Below are 19,874 nucleotides of genomic sequence, written 5' to 3'. Positions count from 1 at the left end.
TCCGATCCCGTGGGTCGCCCCCGGGGATCGGTGTTCTGGGACGGCACCCTACCCGGCGGTACGCCCGCTGGTCAGCCTCCTCCGCCACAGCACGATCGGCAGCGCGCCGACGAGGCCCATCGCCGCGGGCGCGGCCGTCGTGGCGGCAGCAGCGGCCTTGTTGATCCCGGGCTGGTCGAAGGTCTCGGGCACCGGCAGGGTGGACCAGCGGCTCAGCGGCCAGGCAACCACGACAGCACGTCCGACGACCTTGTCGACCGGGACGAAGCCGCCGTTCTTGTCCTCCATGTGGTACCGGGAGTCCTGCGAGTTCTGCCGATGGTCGCCCATGACCCAGATCCGGTCCTTGGGCACCTTGAACGGCCCGAACGGCTGGTCGTCGCAGGGCGTGTTGCCGGGGTAGATGTACGGCTCGTCGAGTGCCTTGCCGTTGACCTTGACCGGGCCGCCCTTCTTGCACTCCACGGTGTCACCGGCGACCGCGATGGTCCGCTTGATCAGGTCCTTCTCCTCGGAGGAGGGCATGAGGCCGATGAAGCTCAGGAACTTCTGCAGGACGTTCGGGGTCGGGGTGGGTTCACCCTCGAGCCAGCCGCCCGGGTCGTGGAAGACCACGACCTCGCCCCGCTCCGGTTCGGAGCCGAACCACGGGGTGAGCTTGTCCACCAGCACGCGGTCGCCCCGCTGGAGGGTGTTCTGCATCGAGGCCGAGGGAATCGAGAAGGCCTGCACCAGGAAGGTCTTGATCAGGAGCGCCAGCAGCAGCGCGATACCGATCAGGAGCGGCAGTTCCTTCCAGAAGGATCGCTGCTTCTTCTGTCCCGTACCGCTGCCCTCCGAGGATCCGTCGTCGCCCCCGGTGGTGTGCTCCGAGTCGTCCGTCACTGCCGACGTCGCCCCCGGGTGTCGCCCAGGCCTCTCATCGGGTTCATCGTGTCCGGAACGCGCGTCGACCGCCACATCCCCCACATCCACTCCTCACTACTCCGTGCGAACCGCCTGCCCGCGAGAAGGAGCAGACCCACCACTCCCATAACGAGCGGGAGTTCCGCAGGGCTCGGGAGCAGGATCATTCGATGGTGATCCTGAGTGGACACACTATGCGACGAGGACAGCGCCGCCGTCGCCCCGCCGCGCGCGTCGGGCACGGATGCGTAGGTGTCGTTCTCCTCCAGCTTGCGCCAGTGGTTCAACGGCCAGGCGATGACGACCGCACGGCCCACCACCTGCTCCTCGGAGACCGTTCCCTGGCCCACCTCGTCGAGGTGGAAGCGGGAGTCGGCCGAGTCGGACCGGTGGTCACCCATCACGAACAGCCGCCCGGCCGGGACCTGCACATCGAACTTCAGTGTCGAAGGAACGTTTCCAGGGTGCAGATACGGCTCATTGAGCGGTACGCCGTTGACGCTGACCCGCCCGCCGCTGTCACAGCAGACCACCCGGTCCCCGCCGACGGCGATGACACGCTTGATGAGGTCCTTCTCGTTGTCCGAGGGCAGCAGTCCGATGAAGGTCAGCCCCTGCTTGACCTGCTTGACGACGATCGGGTCCTCGGCCTTCTTGGCCTCGTCCGGCGGCAGCCAGCCGCCCGGGTCCTTGAAGACGACCACATCGCCGCGCTGCGGCTTCGAGCCGAACCACGGGGTGAGCTTGTCCACCAGCACGCGGTCCTGGATCTGTATGGTCTGCTCCATCGAGCCCGAGGGGATCACGAAGGCCTGCACCAGGAAGGACTTCAGCACCAGGGCTATCAGCAGCGCCACGGAGATCAGGAGGGGGACCTCCTTGACCGCCGAGCGGCGGCGCTTGCGCTTGACCTTCTGTGCCAGCCGGCGTCGCTCGGCGCGGCCCGGCAGCGGCCGTGCGCCGTTCGTCGGCCGTGTCCCGGTCGGCAGCCGGGTGTCGGACCGGTGGCTGCCATGGCGGCCGCGGTTACCCATGGCCGCCGCCCGGCGTCCGTGGCACCTGAGGCACGTCCGCGAAGGCGGCGCCGGAGTCGAGAGAGGTCCAGCGGCCCACGGGCCAGGCGATCCAGTCCGCCCGGCCGATCACCTTGTCGACGGGCACCATGCCGCCGCCCGGCTCCCCGAGGTGGTCACGGGAGTCGCGCGAGGCGGTGCGGTGGTCGCCCATGACCCAGAGGGTGCCGTCGGGCACCACGATGTCGAAGGGCACCTCCGACGCGGTGCCGTCGGGGTGCAGATATCTCTCCTCGACCGGTACGCCGTTCACCTCGACCCTGCCCCCCTTGTCGCAGCAGACAACCCGGTCCCCGCCCACACCGATCACACGCTTGATGAAGTCGGTCTCCGCGGGCTCGGCGAGACCGAGCGCGGCAAGCCCTTCGCGTACGGTCGCGCTGACCGGGTTCTCGGCCACCCCTTCCTGCACGAAGGAGCCCGTACCGTCGAAGACGATCACGTCTCCGCGCTCGGGTCCGGAGCCGGATCCGTAGGCCAGTTTGTTCACCAGCACCCGGTCACCGACCGCGAGGGTGGGCTCCATCGAGCTGCTGGGGATCTGGAACGGCTGCATCACGAAACTGCTGAGCAGCAGGACGAAAACGGTGCAGGCGACGCCGATCAGCCCGGCCGTGCGCAGGGACATACGGGACGTGGAGCGGCCCGGAAAACGCGCGGAGCGCGACCGCACCTCCTCATCCCCGGCTTCGGGGGTGGAGGTGCGGTCGCGCTCCGTGTGCTTTGCTTCGGTGTCCATCAAGGGGGAAGCCTATCCGGCCACCCTATGTGGGTTACATCAGAAGCTTGCGCGCACGCATGAACCGCAGCTCAGTTGTCGCGCTTCTCCTTGATCTTCGCGGCCTTGCCGCGCAGCTCGCGCAGGTAGTACAGCTTGGCGCGACGGACGTCACCGCGAGTGACGAGCTCGATCTTCTCGAAGATCGGGCTGTGCACCGGGAAGGTGCGCTCGACGCCGACGGAGAAGCTGACCTTGCGGACCGTGAAGGTCTCGCTCACGCCCGCGCCCTGACGGCGGATGACAACGCCCTTGAACTGCTGGATACGGGAGCGGTTGCCCTCGATGACACGCACGTGGACGTTCACGGTGTCGCCGGGACGGAAGGCCGGGACGTCGGTGCGCAGCGAAGCGGCGTTGACGTTGTCGAGCAGGTGAGCCATGGTGGTCTGCTTCCTCGCCGATGCCACAGGTCATCAGCGGAATGATCGGGATGAGATGTCGGTGCGCTGTCCACGTCGGGCGGGCGTCGTTCCCCCTGTGGCAGGGGCGCCGGCCGGACGCACAGCAGCGGCTCATTCTTCCATGGCCTCGGGCCTGCGCCAAAATCGGCCGCCCGGCTCGGGCGCCCAGCCCAGCATCGACAGGATCTCCCGGTCCTTCTTGTCGAAGCCGGCGGCGTCGCAACGCTCGATCAGATCAGGCCGGTTGAGCGCGGTCCGGCGGAAGGCCTCGTCCCGCCGCCAGCGCGCGATCTTGCCATGGTGGCCGCTGACCAGGACGTCGGGGATCGTGCGGCCGCGCCAGGTCGGGGGCTTGGTGTAGACGGGCCCCTCCAGCAGATCGGCCATCGCACCGGGGGCGAACGAGTCGTCCCGGTGGGATTCGGCGTTGCCGAGGACTCCGGGCAGCAGCCGGGCCACGGCCTCGGTGATCACCAGTACGGCCGCCTCGCCGCCGGCCAGCACATAGTCCCCGATCGACACTTCGTGGACCGGCATCCGGGTCGCGTACTCGTCGACGACCCGGCGGTCGATGCCTTCGTAGCGGGCGGGGGTGAAGATCAGCCAGGGGCACTCGGAGAGCTCGACGGCGAGTTCCTGGGTGAAGGGGCGCCCGCTGGGCGTGGGCACCACCAGGACCGGCTGCCGCGCGCCCGACTCGTAACCGTCGGCCAGGATGTCGTCGAGGGAGTCGCCCCAGGGCTCGGTCTTCATGACCATGCCGGGGCCGCCGCCGTAGGGGGTGTCGTCGACCGTGTTGTGGCGGTCGTACGTCCAGGTCCGCAGATCGTGCACCTGCACGTCGAGCCGGCCGCGTGCGCGGGCCTTGCCGACGAGGGAGACGTTCAGCGGCTCCAGGTACTCGGGGAAGATCGTGATGACGTCGAGCCGCATCAGTTCTCGTCCCTCGACGGCTCGTCCCGCGTCGAAGCGACCTCGGCCTCACTGTCGTCGATCAGGCCGGGCGGCGGGTCGATGACGGCCTTCTGCTCGGTGAGGTCGATCTCCGTGACGATCTCCTCGACGAACGGGATCATCACTTCGCTGCCGTCGGGCCGCTCCACGATGAACAGGTCCTGCGAGGGCAGATGGCTGATCTCGGTGATCCGCCCGATCTCGGTGCCGTCGGCGAGGACCACGTCGAGGTCCATCAGCTGGTGGTCGTAGTACTCGTCAGGCTCCGCGGGGAGCTCCTCGGGGTCGACCTCGGCGATCAGCAGGGTGTTACGCAGCGCCTCGGCCGCGTTGCGGTCCTTCACACCCTCGAAGCGCAGCAGCAGCCGCCCGCTGTGCACCCGGCCGGTCTCGATGGTCAGCGGTCCGGTCCCGGCCGGGTCCGTGGCCAGCACGGCGCCGGGTCCGAGCCTCAGCTCCGGCTCGTCCGTGCGCACCTCGACGGTGACCTCGCCCTTGATGCCGTGGGCGCGGCCGATCCGCGCGACTACCAGCTGCACGCTTGTTTCTCCTTCGATACGACTACGGGCCGGGGCGGGCCCGTAGGCCCTCCCCGGCCCGAGCCGGTGTTCGATCTGTCAGCGAACCTGGTCCACGTCGACGAGGTCGACGCGGATGCCACGGCCGCCGATTGCGCCCACGACGGTACGCAGGGCGCGAGCGGTGCGGCCGTTGCGGCCGATCACCTTACCGAGATCGTCGGGGTGCACCCGGACCTCCAGCACGCGGCCGCGGCGCAGATTGCGCGAAGCCACCTGCACATCGTCCGGGTTGTCGACGATGCCCTTCACGAGGTGCTCGAGAGCCTCCTCGAGCATGCTCAGGCCTCGGTCGACTCGGCGGGAGCGGCCTCGGCCTCGTCCGCCTTCTTGTCGGCCTTCTTCGCCTTCGGGGTGATGGCCTCACCCTTGGCGTCGTCACCCTCGAGAGCCTTGGCGAAGGCGTCGAAGGAAGCGCGCTTGTCCTCCTTCGTCGCCGGCTGCAGCAGCGGCGCCGGGGCCGGGAGGCCCTTGTGCTTCTGCCAGTCGCCGGTGAGCTTCAGGATGGCCATGACCGGCTCGGTCGGCTGGGCGCCGACGGACAGCCAGTACTGCGCACGCTCCGAGTCGACCTCGATGCGCGACGGGTTGTACGTCGGGTGGTACAGACCGATCTCCTCGATGGCCCGGCCGTCACGGCGGGTACGGGAGTCGGCGACGACGATGCGGTAGTGGGGCTGGCGAATCTTGCCGAGACGCTTCAGCTTGATCTTGACTGCCACGGGAGTGGTGTCTCCTGGTCTTGACGTGGTTGGGCACAACGAGATGCCACGTGGGGTTGCGGTACTCGGGGTGCCCGATGGACGCGTCAGCCGGAGGCGAGAGGGTTCCTGTGCGGCTGTCGAGTACAGCTAGCCATTGTGCCATACGCCCAGAACACATCCTCACCGGGCCGGGGCCGGACGCCCCTGTGGGGGATCCCCGCCGAAGGGAGGGGAGGCCCGGATGCGGATGTGGATGCCGTTGGCGCGCTTACTCCGGCTCGATCGCACCGGTGCGGGCGATCAGCTCGCCGCGCCCACCACTTCCGGGATGCGGAAGGGTTTGCCGCATCCGCCGCAGACGATCGGCGCCTGGGCGAGGACCGACGGAACGACTCTGACATTGCGGCCGCAGTCGCAGACGGCCTTGACCCGCACGCCGCCGCCCGAGGAGCCGTGCCGGGCGGCCGGCCCGCGGAAGGTGCGCTTGGTGTCCGATGCCGTGGCAACGGTGTGTGCCTTCAGGGCACGCTGCAGCCGCTCGATCGTGGGGCGGTACCGCCGCTTCGCGTCGGGATTGAGCGTGACCAGGGAGAAGCCGCTGCTGGGGTGCGGCTCGTCCGAATGGTCCAGGCCCATCTCCTCGGCGATCGCAAGGAATCGGCGGTTGTGGTAGCGGCCGGCGCGCGAGGTGTCACGGACACCCCTTGCGGCGGCAATGCCGTGGACTGCTTCGTGAAGCAGTCGCTCGAAGGAGAGCTCGGCGCCACAGGCGGACGACGACTCTCCGATCAGGGACTCGGGCGCGGCAAGATCCGGCAGCTCAGGGTGGTGCCGCTGAATGTCGGCCCACGCCTGTGCCAGCTCTGCGGCGAGAACAGGTGGTGTCGTGCTCACGTCGTGATAACGAGCCGAAGTGCCCCCGGGTTCCATTCCGGGCCATCCCAAATAATTTGCACGTACCCGTCAGTTGCCTTGATGGGGACCGACGAGGGCGAGTGCGCTGATCTGCGCAGATCTCGGGAGAAGCAGCGCTTCTCCCACCAAGGTGGTGCGATCCCGCACGTACGCCCCGGCGCGTGCTCCCGCGTGCCACCGGGCGGCCGCCGCTCCTCCGCGACACCCGCCCGGCAGGGCGGAACGTCAGTAGGCGCGGGCCACCAGAGCGACGGTACCCGGCGCGTCGTCGGCGTCGGGCACCGACCCGTCCTCGGCCACCAGACACCGCACCGACACGGCCTGCTCCGCGAGCCTGGCCTCCCCGTCCTCACCCAGTGCGGCCCACGGCATACGGGCCCAGCCGCCGGCGACCGCGGCCTCGGCGGCCTCCTCGATCGTCGTGACGTCGCTGGTACGGGCCTCGCGACGGGACCGGGACTGCTCGAGCAGCAGCGCCTGGTCGTCCTCGAGGATCTTCGGCAGCAGAGCGACGAGCGACTCGATGCTCACCGGCTCCTTGCCCCCAGGGATACGGCGGGCCAGCATCGCGGTGCCCGCCTCCAGGTCCCGCGGGCCGATCTCGATGCGTACCGGAACGCCCTTGAGCTCCCAGTCGACCGCCCGGCGGCCGAACGGGGTGTCGACGCGGTCGTCGACGTGCACCCGCAGACCCGCCGCCTTCAGCGCCTCGCCGAGCTCCCGGACCTTGGCGACCGCCTCGTCACCCTTGATGGCCATCACGACGACCTGTACGGCTGCCAGCCGCGGCGGGACGCGCAGGCCGTTGTCGTCACCGTGCGACATGATCAGACCGCCGACCATGCGCGTCGACACACCCCAGGAGGTCTGCCAGACCAGCTCCTGGTGCCCCTCCTTGGACAGGTACGAGGTGTTGAACGCCTTGGCGAAGTTGGTGCCGAGCTCGTGACTCGTCCCCAGCTGAAGGGCCTTGCCGTCGCCCATCATGCCTTCGAGCGTGAGGGTGTTGATCGCCCCGGCGAAGCGCTCCTTGGGCGTCTTGCGGCCGAGCACCACATCGATGCCCAGCACATTGACCATGAAGTCCGCGTACACCTCCTTGTGGATGTACGCGGCATAGTCGCGGGCGTCCTCGTACGTGGCGTGCGCCGTGTGGCCCTCCTGCCAGAGGAATTCCGTCGTCCGCAGGAAGACACGCGGCCGCATCTCCCAACGCACCACGTTCGCCCACTGGTTGATCAGCAGCGGCAGGTCGCGGTAGCTCTGCACCCACTTCGAGAAGTAGTCGTTGATGATCGTCTCGGAGGTCGGCCGCACCACGACCGGCTCCTCGAGCTCCTTGCCGCCACCGTGCGTGACCACCGCGAGCTCGGGCGCGAAGCCCTCGACATGCTCAGCTTCCCGGGTCAGGTAAGACTGGGGGATGAAGAGCGGGAAGTAGGCGTTCTGAGCGCCCGCGTCCTTGATGCGGGCGTCCATCTCCTGCTGCATCCGCTCCCACAGGCCGTAGCCGTACGGTCGGATGACCATGGTGCCGCGCACCGGGCCGTTGTCCGCCAGTTCGGCCTTGTTGATCAGGTCCTGGTACCAGCGTGGGAAGTCTTCCGCCTGGGGCGTGAGAACGGGTGCCTTAGCCATGGCGCGCATGGTACGGCGACACGGGACCTATATGTGAATCGTCCAGGCTGCCGGGGGCGTACGCCCCTGGTACACAAGCCAGTGGCGCACGACCCCTGGACGCGGGGACACATGCGCAGTTCTCTGGCATACGGGGGAGCGCGAAGCGTACGCGCACGGGGGGCGGTCCTTCAGGGCACAACCGACCTCTCGGCGGATTGGGGCGCTTTCGATGACACCTACGCTCGTCCGGCACCGACCCCGTACGGCGTCGGCAGCCGAGTCCTCGGCGGAGGCGTGCGCACGGGCCCGTGACTGGGCCGAGATCCAGGAACGCATGCTGGTACCGCTCTACGAGGCGGTGTACGAGCGCCTGGAGGTGGGCGCCGGAACCCGGCTGCTGGGCCTCGGCTGCGGTTCCGGGCTCGCCCTCGTCATCGCCGCGAACCGCGGCGCGCACGTGACCGGATTCGACACCGACCGCACGCGCCTGGAACTGGCACTGGAGCGGATGGCACCGGACGGGGCCGCAACCGCCGCGGCCCAGCTCTACGACGGAGATCTCCCGGCGCCCGGTGAGCCCGGCCCCGGGCCGTACAACCTCATCACCGCATTCCAGCCGATCGGATGCAGCGCGGGCGACGCGGAGGGGCTCAAGGCGGCGCTCGGGGCCGCGGTCGCGCACTCGGAACGCGGGAGCGCCGTGGTGCTCACCGGCTGGGGCCCGCCCGAGCGGTGCGCCACCTCGGGTGTGCTGCGCGTCGCGGGACGGCTCACCGAAAGGCTGCGCAGCTCCAGCCGCTGGCGTCCCGCACTGCGCGACGACCTGGAGAACGTCGCGGCCGGGGCCGGACTCAGGCCGGACGGCTCGGGACGGGTGGCATGCCCCTTCGGGTACGCGGACCTGGACAGCGCGGTGCGCGGGCTGCTGTCGACCGGCCTGTACGACGAGGCGGTGCAGGAGACGGACCGGGAACAGGTCGAGAAGGAGATCGCCGAAGCCCTCCACCCCCACCGCAGGCGCGACGGCACCGTGTGGATGCCCAACGTCTTCCGGTACCTGATCGCCCGGACACCGTGAAGGCCGGGCGCCGGACCGGCGTCAGACGTCTGTGTCCTTGACGAGACGGGTGATGCCGGCGGCCCGGTAGGCCGCCTCCTCCTCCAGCGTCTCGTGCTCCAGGAGCGCCGCCGCCAGTGCGTCCAGTTTGCCGCGCTCGTCACGCAACTGGCGGCACGCGCTCTCGTAGCACTCGTCGACGATGCGCCGCATCTCGTGCTCCACGGTGTCCAGCGTCGCCGGCGCCGCGGACAGACCGTACGCCTGCTGCACGTCGCCCGGGATTGCGGTCAGCCGGCCCACGCGCTCGCTCATGCCCCAGCGGCCGACCATGCCCCGCACCAGACCGGTGACCTGCTCCAGGTCGCTCTCCGAACCGGTCGTCACCACGTCGAAGACGACGTGCTCGGCCGCCATCCCGCCCAGTGCCCCGATGATCCGCCCGCGCAGATACTCCTCGGTGTACGCGTACCGGTCCGCGTCCGGCGTCGACAGCGTCACGCCCAGCGCCCGGCCGCGCGGCACGATGGTGATCTTGCGGACCGGGTCGGCGCCCGGCTGGAGCATGCCCAGCAGGGCGTGCCCGCTCTCGTGGTAGGCCGTGCGCCTGCGCTCCGGCTCGGGCATGACCAGCGGGCGCTCCGCGCCGAGCTGGACCTTCTCCAGGGCGTCGGACAGATCGCCGCGCGTGACCGCACTCCGCCCGCGCTTGACCGCGAGGAGCGCGGCCTCGTTGGTGAGGTTGGCGAGCTCAGCGCCGGTCATCCCCGGCGTCGTACGCGCCACCTGGACCAGATCGACGTCCGCGGCCAGCGGGATCTCCCGGGTGTGGATCCTGAGGATCGCCTCCCGGCCGCCGCGGTCCGGCGGCGACACCTGCACGATGCGGTCGAACCGGCCCGGCCTGGTCAGCGCCGGGTCGAGCACATCCGCCCGGTTGGTGGCCGCCAGCACGATCACGCCCTCCGAGCCGCTGAAACCGTCCATCTCGGTGAGAATCTGGTTGAGAGTCTGCTCCCGTTCGTCGTGCCCGCCCACCCCCGCACCACCGCCGCGCGCCCGGCCGATGGTGTCGATCTCGTCGATGAACACGATCGCCGGCGCCACCTTGCGCGCCTCGGCGAACAGTTCCCGCACCCGGCTCGCACCCACGCCGACGATCATCTCGATGAACTCCGAGGCCGACGCCGAGAAGAACGGCACACCGGCCTCGCCCGCCACCGCCCGCGCCAGCAGCGTCTTGCCGGTGCCGGGCGGACCGGCCAGCAGCACGCCGCCCGGCATCCGCGCACCCATCGCCCGATAGGCCTGCGGATTCTTCAGAAAGTCGACGACGTCGTTCAGCTCGCCCTCGACCTCGTCGATGCCCGCCACGTCGTCGAACGTGGTGCGCCTGCCCATCTCCAGTTCGACCGGCTTGGGCGGAGCCTTGCGGCCCAGCGCCCCGGCACCCGCGCCGCCGCGCATCCGCCGGGCGATGAACACCCACAGGAGCACCAGCAGCACCATCGGCGCGAGGGAGATCAGCAGGTTCGACAGGAAGCTTCGCTGCACGACGACGGGTACGGCCGTGACGGTGACCTTCTGCTCGGTCAGCTCCGCCCACAGGTTGTCGTCCGCGAAGGCGGGCCGCTGGGTCGTGAACGTCGTGTAGTCGCCCTTGCCGTCCGGGAGGGGAGCCTTGTTCTTCAGCCGGCCCTGGATGGCATCGCCCTTGGAGTAGATCTTCGAGACGTTGCCGTCCGCGACCTGCTTGCTGAACTCCGTGTACGAGACGGTCGGCTCGTCGCCGTTGTTGACGTAGGACAGTACGAGGAGGGCGCTCAGGAAGACGACCAACGCCGTGATGGCCAGCCCGACCCAGCCGCCCGGCATCCTGCGGCGCGGCGCCGGGGACGGTGCACCCTCCGAGCGCCATGGCTTCTCCGGCGTCTGACGCGGCGGCACGGAGTTGGTCATACCGGGACGTTAAGCCAGAAAAACGACGCGGGCACCCGCTCAGCGGGTGCCCACATCCGTCCCGGGGAGATCAGCCCATGAACTTCTTGAACTCGTCCGGCAGTTCGAACTCGTTGCCCGGCTCGCCGGCCGGCAGGCCGAAGGCGTTGCCCTGCGCCGCCGCCTCGCGACGCGCGGCGGCGGCCTGCTCCTCGGCCTTGCGCTTCATCGGGTTGCCGCTCTTGCGCTTGCCCTTGGCCTGCTTGATCTGCTTCTTCTGCCGGCCGGGACCGCCGCCCATGCCCGGGATGCCGGGCATGCCGGGCATCCCGCCGCCCTGCGCCATCCGCGACATCATCTTGCGGGCCTCGAAGAACCGCTCCACCAGGCTCTTGACCGCGCTGACGTCGACACCGGAGCCCTTGGCGATTCGGGCACGGCGCGAGCCGTTGATGATCGTCGGCTCCTGGCGCTCGGCCGGGGTCATCGACTTGATGATCGCGGCCGTGCGGTCCACGTCGCGCTCGTCGATGTTGTTGATCTGCTCCTTCATCTGGGCCATGCCGGGCAGCATGCCGAGCAGCTTGGAGATCGAGCCCATCTTGCGGACCTGCTCCATCTGGGCCAGGAAGTCGTCGAGCGTGAAGTCCTTGCCCTTGCTGCTCGCCAGCTTGGAGGCCATCTTGGCGGCCTCTTCCTGGCTGAAGGTCTGCTCGGCCTTCTCGATCAGGGAGAGCATGTCGCCCATGCCGAGGATGCGGGACGCCATGCGGTCCGGGTGGAACGCGTCGAAGTCGTCCAGCTTCTCGCCGTTGGAGGCGAACATGATCTGCTTGCCGGTGACGTGCGCGACGGAGAGCGCGGCACCACCGCGGGCGTCGCCGTCCAGCTTGGAGAGCACCACGCCGTCGAAGCCGACGCCGTCGCGGAAGGCCTCCGCGGTGTTGACCGCGTCCTGACCGATCATGGCGTCGACGACGAAGAGGATCTCGTCGGGGCTGACCGCGTCACGGATGTCCGCGGCCTGCTGCATCATCTCCTGGTCGATGCCGAGGCGGCCGGCGGTGTCGACGATGACGATGTCGTGGACCTTGGTCCGCGCGTGCTCGATGGAGTCCTTGGCGACCTGGACGGGGTCGCCGACGCCGTTGCCCGGCTGGGGGGCGTAGACGGCGACACCGGCGCGCTCGGCGACGACGGCGAGCTGGTTGACGGCGTTGGGGCGCTGGAGGTCACAGGCGACGAGCAGCGGGGAGTGTCCCTGGGCCTTGAGCCAGAGACCGAGCTTTCCGGCGAGGGTGGTCTTACCGGCACCCTGGAGACCGGCGAGCATGATCACGGTCGGCGCGGTCTTGGCGAACCGCAGACGGCGGGTCTCGCCGCCCAAGATCGTGACCAGCTCTTCGTTGACGATCTTGATGACCTGCTGGCTCGGATTCAGCGCCTTGGAGACCTCGGCACCGAGCGCCCTCGTCTTGACCTGCTTGATGAACTCGCGGACGACGGGAAGGGCGACATCCGCCTCGAGCAGGGCGATACGGATTTCCCGGGCTGCGCCATCGATGTCGGCCTCGGAGAGGCGCCCTTTGCCCCTGAGGTTCTTGAAAGTCGCGCTGAGGCGGTCGGAAAGCGTATCGAACACGGTGGTCGCGAATCCTCGGGTAGGGGCAAGGTGGACGACCCAAGGGTATCGGGCGCCGGAACATATATGCCCCCGCCCGTTGTACGGCAGGCGGGGGCCGAATCCCCGCAGCGGCGGGGAGCATGCCTTGACGGTCTTCATGACCCGCTGAGCAGGCCGGCCGATCCCCGCATGTGCGGGAAGCACGTCCTGCTCAGCGCCCCTCCCGGCCGGGCATCACTCCGCCGGCCGGCGCAGGCCTTCGTCCACCGCCCGTACGACGTCTACGGCAGCCTGCGCCGACAGGGGCTGTCCGTTGACGCATGTCACATAGAAGGCGTCCACGGCGTTCGAGCCCAGGGTCGAGACATGTGCGCTCCTCACCCGGACCTTCGCTCCCTCCAGCGCCCGCCCGATCCGGTGCAGCAGGCCCGGTGCGTCCTGGGCGCGGACCTCCAGCACCGTGGCCAGGTTCGAGGCGGTCGGGGCGACCGTGACACGGGGTGGCGGGGCCGTGACCCCGCGCCTGCGCGGATACGCCGCCTCGCGTTCGGCGAGTCTGGCCGGGATGTTCAGCGAGCCCTCCAGAGCGCGGACGAGGTCGGCGCGGAGCCGGGCCGCCTGAGGCAGGGAGCCGTACTCGGCCGCGACGCGCCAGTTCAGTACAAGCGCCTGGCCGGACCCGATCTCGCTCGGGAGCTCGACCGCGCGCAGGTCGGCGGCGCGGACGGTCAGCCGGTGCAGGGCGAGTACGCCTGCCGCCGCGGGGAGCACACCCGGCTGGTCGGGCAGGGCGATCAGCAATTCGACGCCGACGGGTTCCGGTTCGCCGTCCGGCTGCGGGGTCCCGGTCTGGGTGTGCAGCGCGAGCACCGGCTCACCCGTGCGCAGCGCCTCGATCGCGAGCCGTTCCTGTTCGGCGCTGGGAGCGGCGGGTTCCGGTTCGGCCGGGGCGTCCCCGGCGAGGACGGCCGCGGCACGCTTCACGAGCTCGGTGACGAGTGAACCGCGCCACGAGGACCAGGCCGCGGGACCGGTCGCGAGGGCGTCGGCCTCCGTCAGGGCGTGGAGCAGCTCCAGGGTGCCCACCGACCCGACGGCCGCCGCGACGGAGGCGACGGTGGCGGGGTCGTCCAGGTCGCGCCGGGTGGCCGTCTCGATGAGCAGCAGGTGCTGCCGTACGAGGGTGGCGATGACGGCCACATCGCTGCGGTCGAAGCCGATCCGGGTGGCGACGTCGCGGGCGATGGTCTCGCCGGCCACCGAGTGGTCGCCGGGCCAGCCTTTGCCGATGTCATGGAGCAGTGCGGCGACCAGCAGCAGGTCGGGGCGGCCGACGCGGCGGGTGAGCGCGGACGCCTTGACGGCCGTTTCGACGAGGTGCCGGTCGACGGTCCAGGTGTGCACGGCGTTGCGCTGCGGCCGGCACCGGACCCGCTCCCAGTCGGGAAGCATCCGGGTGATCAGGCCTTCGGCCTCGAGCGCTTCCCAGACGGCCACAGCGGGCTCGCCCGCGCCGAGCAGGGTGACCAGCTCCTCGCGGGCTTCGGCGGGCCAGGGCACCGGCAGCGGTCGGGCGGTGGCGGCGAGACGGCGTACGGCGTGGAGGGAGAGGGGCAGCCCGGACTGGGCGGCGGCGGCAGCGGCGCGCAGCGGGAGCACGGGGTCGCGTTCGGGGCGCGCGGTGCGGGCGAGCACGACTTCGCCGTCCTGTTCCACGACGCCTTCGGCGAGGGGGACACGTTCGGGCTGCGGCGGGCGGCCGCCGCTGAACATGGCCCGCAGTCTGGGCCGTACGGACCGCGCCCTGAGCACCCGGTTCACCTCGCGCCAGGTGACGTCGGCGGCGTAGGAGACGGTGCGGGCGGCTTCGTAGACCTGGCGCAGCAGGGTGTCGGCGTCGAGCAGGCCGAGTTCGGCGGCGACCTGGTCCTGTTCCTGGAGAGCGAGCCGGTCGGTGGCCCGTCCGGTGGTCAGATGGAGGGCGTCGCGTACGTCGAGCAGGGTGCGGCGGGCTTCGCCGAGTCCTTCGCGGGGTGCGTCGGCGAGCCAGGAGGCGGCCACGGCGCGCAGTGCGGTGGTGTCCCGCAGTCCGCCGCGGGCTTCCTTGAGGTCGGGTTCGAGCAGGAACTGCAGCTCCCCCTGGCGTTCGGCGCGCTCCCGGCAGAGCTCGTCGAGCTCGGGCAGCCGCTTGGGGGCCTGGTTGCGCCAGTCGGCGAGCACGGTGGTGCGCAGCGCGGCGACCAGTCCGAGATCTCCGGCGACGGGCCGGGCGTCGAGCAGTCCGAGCTGCACCTTGAGGTCCTCGCCCGCGGTCCTGCGGGCTTCGGCGGGGGTGCGCACGGAGTGGTCCAGGGCGAGTCCCAGGTCCCAGACGGGATACCAGATCCTGTCGGCGAGGGTGGCGATCGCGCTGGACTCCGCGCTGCCGTCGTGGAGCAGCAAGAGGTCGAGGTCGCTGCGTGGCGACAGCTCGCCGCGGCCGTAGCCGCCGACGGCGACAAGGGCGACACCGCGTACGTCCGCCGCCTGCACGGCGGCGGCGAGGAGTGCGGACAGCCAGTCGTCCGTGAGCTCGGCCAGCGCAGCACGGCGCGGCGGCCCGGACTGCGCCTTCTCGGTGAGAAGGCGCAGCCGGGCCGCCGCATAGCCGCTGGGTCCCGAGTCTTCCGCTTCGGTGGTCACTTCGGGGCTCGTCACCCAACAGCTCCTGTTCTGCCCTGCGCTCAGAGCGCGTCCGGACCGCGCTCGCCGGTCCTGACCCGTACCGCGGTCTCGACCGGAACGCTCCAGACCTTGCCGTCACCGATCTTGCCGGTGCGGGCGGCCTTGACGATCACATCGACGAGCTGCTCGGCGTCGCCGTCCTCGACCAGTACCTCGATACGGATCTTGGGGACCAGGTCGACCGTGTACTCGGCGCCCCGGTAGACCTCGGTGTGGCCGCGCTGCCGGCCGTAACCGCTGGCCTCCGTGACCGTGAGGCCCTGGACGCCGAAGGCCTGCAGGGCCTCCTTGATCTCGTCCAGCCGGTGCGGCTTCACGACTGCGGTGATGAGCTTCATGCGTCCACCTTCTTGGATTCTGCGGCTGCCACGGTGTCACTCGGCGCGGGTGCGGCCTTGCGGGAGCCGGCTCCTCCGCCCGCACCACTGAAGTCGTACGCGGTCTCGGCGTGCTCGACCTGGTCGATGCCGGAGACCTCGACGTCCTCGTCGACCCTCATGCCGATCGTCTTGTCGAGGAGGAAGGCGAGGATCGCGGAGACCACCAGAGAGTAGGCCAGGACCGAGAAGACACCGATGGCCTGCTTGGTGAGCTGGTCGACGCCGCCGCCGTAGAAGAGGCCCTTGACGTCGCTCTGGACACCGCCGGTGGCGAAGAAGCCGACCAGCAGGGAGCCGGCCACACCGCCGACGAGGTGGACGCCGACGACGTCGAGGGAGTCGTCGTAGCCGAACTTGAACTTGAGGCCGACGGCCATGGCGCAGAGCACACCGGCGATGGCACCGACGGCGATCGCGCCGAGCGGGGAGACCGCGCCGCCGGAGGGGGTGATGGCGACCAGACCGGCGACCGCGCCGGAGGCCGCACCGAGGGTGGTGAAAGCGCCGTGGCGGATCTTCTCGTACAGCAGCCAGGCGAGCATGGCGGCGGCGGTGGCGACCTGGGTGTTGACGAACATCACCGCGCCGACGCCGTCATCGTTGCCGAGCCACGAGCCGGCGTTGAAGCCGAACCAGCCGAACCACAGCAGACCGGCGCCGAGCATGACCAGCGGCAGGCTGTGCGGCCGCATCGGGTCCCTCTTGAAGCCGATGCGCTTGCCGATGACGAGGATCACGCCGAGGGCCGCGGCACCGGCGTTGATGTGGACGGCGGTACCACCGGCGAAGTCGATGACGCCCAGCTCGAAGAGCCAGCCGCCGGCGCCCCAGACCCAGTGCGCGACCGGGAAGTAGACGACGGTGACCCACAGGGCGACGAAGATCGCCCAGGCGGTGAACTTCACGCGGTCCGCGAGCGCACCGCTGATCAGGGCGGGCGTGATGACCGCGAACATCAGCTGGAACACGGCGAAGACGTAGATCGGGATGGTGTAGCCGTCCCAGAGCTCGTTGAGACCGATACCGCTGAGGCCGACGTAGTCGGAGCTCCAGCCGATGACCGAGCCGACGTCGGCGCCGAAGGCGAGACTGAAGCCGTAGAGCACCCAGAGGATGGTGACGATCCCAAGGCTGATGAAGCTCATCATCAGCATGTTCAGGGTGCTCTTGACGCGGACCATGCCTCCGTAGAAGAAGGCGAGGCCGGGGGTCATGAGCATCACCAGGGCGGAGCAGATGAGCATGAAGCCGGTGTTGGCAGCAGACAGCGTCGGCGTGTCTGCGGCAAGGGTCGAGATGCCTGGGGGCATCGGCGTCTCCTCGTCGTCGTGCGGCCGCGTGCGGGCGGAGCCTGAGCGGAATGGGCGGGCCGGTTATGCGCCATGAGGTTGACGCAGCGCCGTTTCGGCGGATGCCGCACGATGTTTCGCGGCCGTGACGAAGAGGTCCGGCGTGTTACGTCACCATGAACGGAATGATCGCCCGAAAGGGGCGGGCGTATCCTCCCCGGACGCAGACCGGCCGCGGCACTCACCCGGATGACCTGGCGGGGGAGCCGAGTCGGGCTGTTCAGGGTGAGTGTCGCGGCCGGGGTCCTGGGTGCCGCGGTCAGACCGCCTCGGCGGCCTCGGGCAGCTGAGCTGTGAGCAGGTCGGTGAACTGGGCGACCTCGGGGACGTCGCCGAAGTCCCGCGCGGCCGTGTCGACGGTCTTGCGCAGCCGGGTGTTCACGCGCTCGGAGCGCACCCGCTTGGCGACGGCGAGTGCCTCGCCGGCCAGCACGGTGGACTGCTCGGGCTCCCTCTTCAGCAGGTGCACCGTGGCCATGCCGATGAGGTTGAGTGCGTACGACCGCTGGTGCACGTCGTCCTCGCGGAACAGGTCCACGGCCCGCTCCATCACCGGCTCGGAGAGCGAGGCGTAGGTGGGGCTGCGGCCCGCGACATAGGCCAGGTCACGGTAGGAGTGGGCGTTCTCGCCGTTGAGCTCGGCCTCGGAGAAGAACCGGATCCAGTCGGGCTCGGGCTCACCGTCGAGACCGGCGTCGGCGAAGGTGTCCTCGGCCATCCGGACGGCTCGCCGGCACTTGCTGGGCTGGCCCATGTTGGCGTATGCGCGGGCCTCCATCGCATACAGCATGGCCTGGGTGCGCGGGGTGGCGCAGTCACGGCCGCCGTACTGGGCCAGATGGATGAGCTCCAGGGCGTCCTCGGGGCGGCCGAGGTGGATCATCTGGCGGCTCATCGAGGACAGGATGTACGAACCGAGCGGCTTGTCGCCCGCCTCCTTGGAGGCGTGCAGGGCGAGGACGAAGTACTTCTGCGCCGTGGGCTGCAGGCCGACGTCGTAGCTCATCCAGCCGGCCAGTTCGGCGAGCTCGGCGGCGCATTTGAACAGCCGCTTCTCGGTGGCCGCGGGCTGCGGCTCCTGGAGCAGGTCGGTGACCTCGTGCAGCTGGCCGACCACGGCCTTGCGCCGCAGTCCCCCGCCGCACTGGGCGTCCCACTGGCGGAACATGGCGGTGGTGGACTCGAGCAGGTCCAGCTCGGGCTTGGACAGCCTTGACGAGCGGCGCTGGGCAGGGGGTGCTTCCTGGGGTCCCGGTTCGGCGGCCGGGCTGGGCACGAGCCAGCGCTGCATCGGCTCGACGAGGGCGGGTCCCGCTGCGAGCGCCAGCGATGTTCCGAGGAAGCCGCGCCGGGCCAGCATCAGGTCGCTGCGCGAGAACTCGCTGAGCAGGGTGACGGTCTGCGGGCCCGCCCAGGGCAGGTCGACGCCGGACACGGAGGGCGACTGGTGCACCGACCGCAGTCCGAGGTCCTCGATGGCGACGACGCTGCCGAACCGCTCGGAGAAGAGCTCGGAGAGGATGCGCGGAATCGGCTCGCGCGGCTGCTCGCCGTCCAGCCAGCGGCGCACGCGCGACGTGTCCGTGCTGATGTGGTGTGCGCCCATCTGGCGCGCCCTGCGATTCACCTGGCGCGCGAGCTCGCCCTTGGACCAGCCACTGCGCACGAACCATGAGCTCAGCTGCTCGTTCGGGCGCTTGCCGGTGGTCGTACCGTCTGCGCCGCTGCCGCCCACTGGAACGCCTCCATCCGTCGAAGCCTCGTTGCTTCGAACCCCTACCAGAATGCCGTGAATTGCGACTGCCGGTGGGGACCTTGCACCCACTCGAACAGGAAACCTGGTTGCCGTTGGCATACCCAAAGACGCACAGATTCCCAGGGTCCGTGCACCGAAAGTAATCCTACGATCACCGCCCCGGCGAGGGAGATTGCAGAAACGCCACCATTCGCCACCCCTTCGAATGAACTCGCCTACCGCCAGGCGCGATTCACTTGACACGGGACAATCGGGAGGCAGTGGAACGATGCACTTACAGGCGCGCGCCATCGTTCGCGCTCCCCCGCCGGCCGTCGCGCGCCGCCGTCACCCGGATCGGGGACGACGGAGCGTCACAGGAGAACTCCGAGTCGTAACCACCGGCGCGTTGGACCCGTTGGAGGGGGCATGGGCTTCACGATCGGCGGCACCCGGGGGATCAGTCAGATCCGGTCCGGCTCCCGGCGCCGCGGGCGCACGACGGAGGCCACTGCGGTGGCCGAGTACACCGGCCTGTGGGGCTGGCCGGTGGTTCCTGGCGCACGCGCCGCGGCGGGCCGGTGCTCCTGCGGCGACGAGGGGTGCACGGCCCCGGGCGCGCACCCCCTCGACTTCGCGCTCGAGGTCCCGGCGGGCGCCACGCTCGACGAGGCGAGCAAGGCGTGGGCGGAGGTACCCGGCGCCTCGCTGCTCCTGCCCGTGGGACGCAGCTTCGACGTCCTCGACGTCGCGGCTTTCGCGGGCCGCCGTGCACTGGTGCGGATGGAGCGCATGGGGCTGCCGATCGGCCCGGTGTCGCTCACCCCGGACGGCCGCTGCCAGTTCTTCGTGGCGCCGGGAGCGGCTGCGGAGCTGCCCCAGCTGCTCTACCGGATGGGCTGGGACGACGCGGATCTGGATCTGCACTGCCTGGGCCCGGGCGACCATGTCACGGCCCCGCCGTCGGACCGCGCGGGCCTCGGCCCGGTGCAGTGGCTGCGCGCCCCGTCGCTGGACAGGGCGGCCGCCCCGCCGCAGGCCCGGCTGCTGCTGGGCACGCTGGCCTACGTCTGCCACCGCTCCCACCCCTGACCGGGAGCGGGGCACGGCCGGGACGGGCCCGGACAGCAGAATT

General features: G+C 70.1%; 17 protein-coding genes and 1 pseudogene. 2 read left to right on the top strand and 16 right to left on the bottom strand.

Going from position 1 to position 19,874, the window contains the following annotated elements:
* Nucleotides 1-48: 48 nt before the first annotated feature.
* The 10 genes and pseudogenes from lepB (ABZ208_RS17175) to proS form a co-directional block, all read right to left on the bottom strand.
* A complete protein-coding gene (gene lepB / locus ABZ208_RS17175; RefSeq protein WP_356910306.1) occupies nucleotides 49-960 on the bottom strand; it encodes a signal peptidase I in 912 nt (303 codons plus the stop codon).
* Nucleotides 929-1,940, bottom strand: a pseudogene (gene lepB, locus ABZ208_RS17170) (signal peptidase I). Before lepB (ABZ208_RS17170) ends, lepB (ABZ208_RS17175) begins: the two are co-directional and overlap by 32 nt.
* Nucleotides 1,933-2,718 (bottom strand): signal peptidase I, encoded by a 786-nt coding sequence (gene lepB, locus ABZ208_RS17165; RefSeq protein WP_356910279.1) that lies wholly within the window; start codon nucleotides 2,716-2,718, stop codon nucleotides 1,933-1,935. The pseudogene lepB (ABZ208_RS17170) and the gene lepB (ABZ208_RS17165) overlap by 8 nt, the downstream one beginning before the upstream one ends.
* 71 nt (nucleotides 2,719-2,789) lie before the next feature.
* A complete protein-coding gene (rplS, locus tag ABZ208_RS17160; protein WP_328395946.1) occupies nucleotides 2,790-3,140 on the bottom strand; it encodes a 50S ribosomal protein L19 in 351 nt (116 codons plus the stop codon).
* A gap of 132 nt (nucleotides 3,141-3,272) precedes the next feature.
* Nucleotides 3,273-4,094, bottom strand: coding sequence for a tRNA (guanosine(37)-N1)-methyltransferase TrmD (gene trmD, locus ABZ208_RS17155; RefSeq protein WP_356910278.1), 822 nt, complete (start codon nucleotides 4,092-4,094; stop codon nucleotides 3,273-3,275).
* Nucleotides 4,094-4,654, bottom strand: coding sequence for a ribosome maturation factor RimM (rimM, locus tag ABZ208_RS17150; protein WP_356910277.1), 561 nt, complete (start codon nucleotides 4,652-4,654; stop codon nucleotides 4,094-4,096). Before rimM ends, trmD begins: the two co-directional genes overlap by 1 nt.
* Nucleotides 4,655-4,732: 78 nt before the next feature.
* On the bottom strand, nucleotides 4,733-4,972 hold the full coding sequence (locus ABZ208_RS17145; RefSeq protein WP_005311361.1) for an RNA-binding protein: 240 nt from the start codon (nucleotides 4,970-4,972) through the stop codon (nucleotides 4,733-4,735).
* A 2-nt stretch (nucleotides 4,973-4,974) separates the two neighbouring features.
* Complete coding sequence (gene rpsP / locus ABZ208_RS17140) at nucleotides 4,975-5,415, bottom strand: 30S ribosomal protein S16 (protein ID WP_328395952.1); 441 nt, start codon at nucleotides 5,413-5,415, stop codon at nucleotides 4,975-4,977.
* A gap of 282 nt (nucleotides 5,416-5,697) precedes the next feature.
* Entirely contained in the window at nucleotides 5,698-6,327 is a 630-nt protein-coding gene (locus ABZ208_RS17135) for a hypothetical protein (RefSeq protein ID WP_328395954.1), read from the bottom strand.
* Nucleotides 6,328-6,537: 210 nt separating this feature from the next.
* Nucleotides 6,538-7,950 (bottom strand): proline--tRNA ligase, encoded by a 1,413-nt coding sequence (gene proS, locus ABZ208_RS17130; RefSeq protein WP_356910276.1) that lies wholly within the window; start codon nucleotides 7,948-7,950, stop codon nucleotides 6,538-6,540.
* Between the two features lie 211 nt (nucleotides 7,951-8,161).
* On the opposite strand from proS, the gene ABZ208_RS17125 reads away from it, so the two are divergent.
* Nucleotides 8,162-9,010, top strand: a complete 849-nt coding sequence (locus ABZ208_RS17125) for an SAM-dependent methyltransferase (RefSeq protein ID WP_356910275.1) — start codon at nucleotides 8,162-8,164, stop codon at nucleotides 9,008-9,010.
* 21 nt (nucleotides 9,011-9,031) lie between these two features.
* Here the strand turns inward: ABZ208_RS17125 and ftsH are convergent, their stop codons facing one another.
* The 6 genes from ftsH to ABZ208_RS17095 all read right to left on the bottom strand — a co-directional run bounded on the left by ftsH (nucleotide 9,032) and on the right by ABZ208_RS17095 (nucleotide 18,739).
* Nucleotides 9,032-10,948: an ATP-dependent zinc metalloprotease FtsH gene (ftsH, locus tag ABZ208_RS17120; protein WP_356910274.1), complete on the bottom strand. Its 1,917-nt coding sequence runs from the start codon at nucleotides 10,946-10,948 to the stop codon at nucleotides 9,032-9,034.
* Nucleotides 10,949-11,018: 70 nt separating this feature from the next.
* Nucleotides 11,019-12,569: a signal recognition particle protein gene (ffh, locus tag ABZ208_RS17115; RefSeq protein ID WP_356910273.1), complete on the bottom strand. Its 1,551-nt coding sequence runs from the start codon at nucleotides 12,567-12,569 to the stop codon at nucleotides 11,019-11,021.
* Between the two features lie 216 nt (nucleotides 12,570-12,785).
* A complete protein-coding gene (locus ABZ208_RS17110) occupies nucleotides 12,786-15,248 on the bottom strand; it encodes a [protein-PII] uridylyltransferase (RefSeq protein ID WP_356910272.1) in 2,463 nt (820 codons plus the stop codon).
* 26 nt (nucleotides 15,249-15,274) lie between these two features.
* Nucleotides 15,275-15,613, bottom strand: coding sequence for a P-II family nitrogen regulator (locus ABZ208_RS17105; RefSeq protein ID WP_356910271.1), 339 nt, complete (start codon nucleotides 15,611-15,613; stop codon nucleotides 15,275-15,277).
* Nucleotides 15,610-16,965, bottom strand: a complete 1,356-nt coding sequence (locus ABZ208_RS17100; protein WP_356910270.1) for an ammonium transporter — start codon at nucleotides 16,963-16,965, stop codon at nucleotides 15,610-15,612. The genes ABZ208_RS17105 and ABZ208_RS17100 overlap by 4 nt, the downstream gene beginning before the upstream one ends.
* Nucleotides 16,966-17,263: 298 nt before the next feature.
* The gene (locus ABZ208_RS17095) at nucleotides 17,264-18,739 is read right to left on the bottom strand and encodes a hypothetical protein (protein WP_356910269.1); all 1,476 of its coding nucleotides are present in this window, start codon (nucleotides 18,737-18,739) and stop codon (nucleotides 17,264-17,266) included.
* A 429-nt stretch (nucleotides 18,740-19,168) separates the two neighbouring features.
* On the opposite strand from ABZ208_RS17095, the gene ABZ208_RS17090 reads away from it, so the two are divergent.
* Nucleotides 19,169-19,831: a bifunctional DNA primase/polymerase gene (locus tag ABZ208_RS17090; RefSeq protein WP_356910268.1), complete on the top strand. Its 663-nt coding sequence runs from the start codon at nucleotides 19,169-19,171 to the stop codon at nucleotides 19,829-19,831.
* The last annotated feature ends 43 nt before the right edge of the window (nucleotides 19,832-19,874 follow it).

This window comes from Streptomyces sp. NPDC006208 (assembly GCF_040613775.1).
Classification (GTDB): domain Bacteria; phylum Actinomycetota; class Actinomycetes; order Streptomycetales; family Streptomycetaceae; genus Streptomyces.
The sequence above is the reverse complement of the archived record's forward strand: the minus strand, read 5'-3'. Positions and strand labels throughout refer to the sequence as shown.

What these genes read in the sequence shown, in the direction of transcription:
- lepB (WP_356910279.1), bottom strand. Translation starts at nt 2,718, where the DNA reads ATGGACACCGAAGCAAAGCACACGGAGCGCGACCGCACCTCCACCCCC.
- ABZ208_RS17090 (WP_356910268.1), top strand. Translation starts at nt 19,169, where the DNA reads ATGGGCTTCACGATCGGCGGCACCCGGGGGATCAGTCAGATCCGGTCC.
- ABZ208_RS17145 (WP_005311361.1), bottom strand. Translation starts at nt 4,972, where the DNA reads ATGCTCGAGGAGGCTCTCGAGCACCTCGTGAAGGGCATCGTCGACAAC.
- proS (WP_356910276.1), bottom strand. Translation starts at nt 7,950, where the DNA reads ATGGCTAAGGCACCCGTTCTCACGCCCCAGGCGGAAGACTTCCCACGC.
- trmD (WP_356910278.1), bottom strand. Translation starts at nt 4,094, where the DNA reads ATGCGGCTCGACGTCATCACGATCTTCCCCGAGTACCTGGAGCCGCTG.
- ftsH (WP_356910274.1), bottom strand. Translation starts at nt 10,948, where the DNA reads ATGACCAACTCCGTGCCGCCGCGTCAGACGCCGGAGAAGCCATGGCGC.
- ABZ208_RS17135 (WP_328395954.1), bottom strand. Translation starts at nt 6,327, where the DNA reads ATGGAACCCGGGGGCACTTCGGCTCGTTATCACGACGTGAGCACGACA.
- rplS (WP_328395946.1), bottom strand. Translation starts at nt 3,140, where the DNA reads ATGGCTCACCTGCTCGACAACGTCAACGCCGCTTCGCTGCGCACCGAC.
- ABZ208_RS17100 (WP_356910270.1), bottom strand. Translation starts at nt 16,965, where the DNA reads ATGCCCCCAGGCATCTCGACCCTTGCCGCAGACACGCCGACGCTGTCT.
- ABZ208_RS17125 (WP_356910275.1), top strand. Translation starts at nt 8,162, where the DNA reads ATGACACCTACGCTCGTCCGGCACCGACCCCGTACGGCGTCGGCAGCC.
- ABZ208_RS17105 (WP_356910271.1), bottom strand. Translation starts at nt 15,613, where the DNA reads ATGAAGCTCATCACCGCAGTCGTGAAGCCGCACCGGCTGGACGAGATC.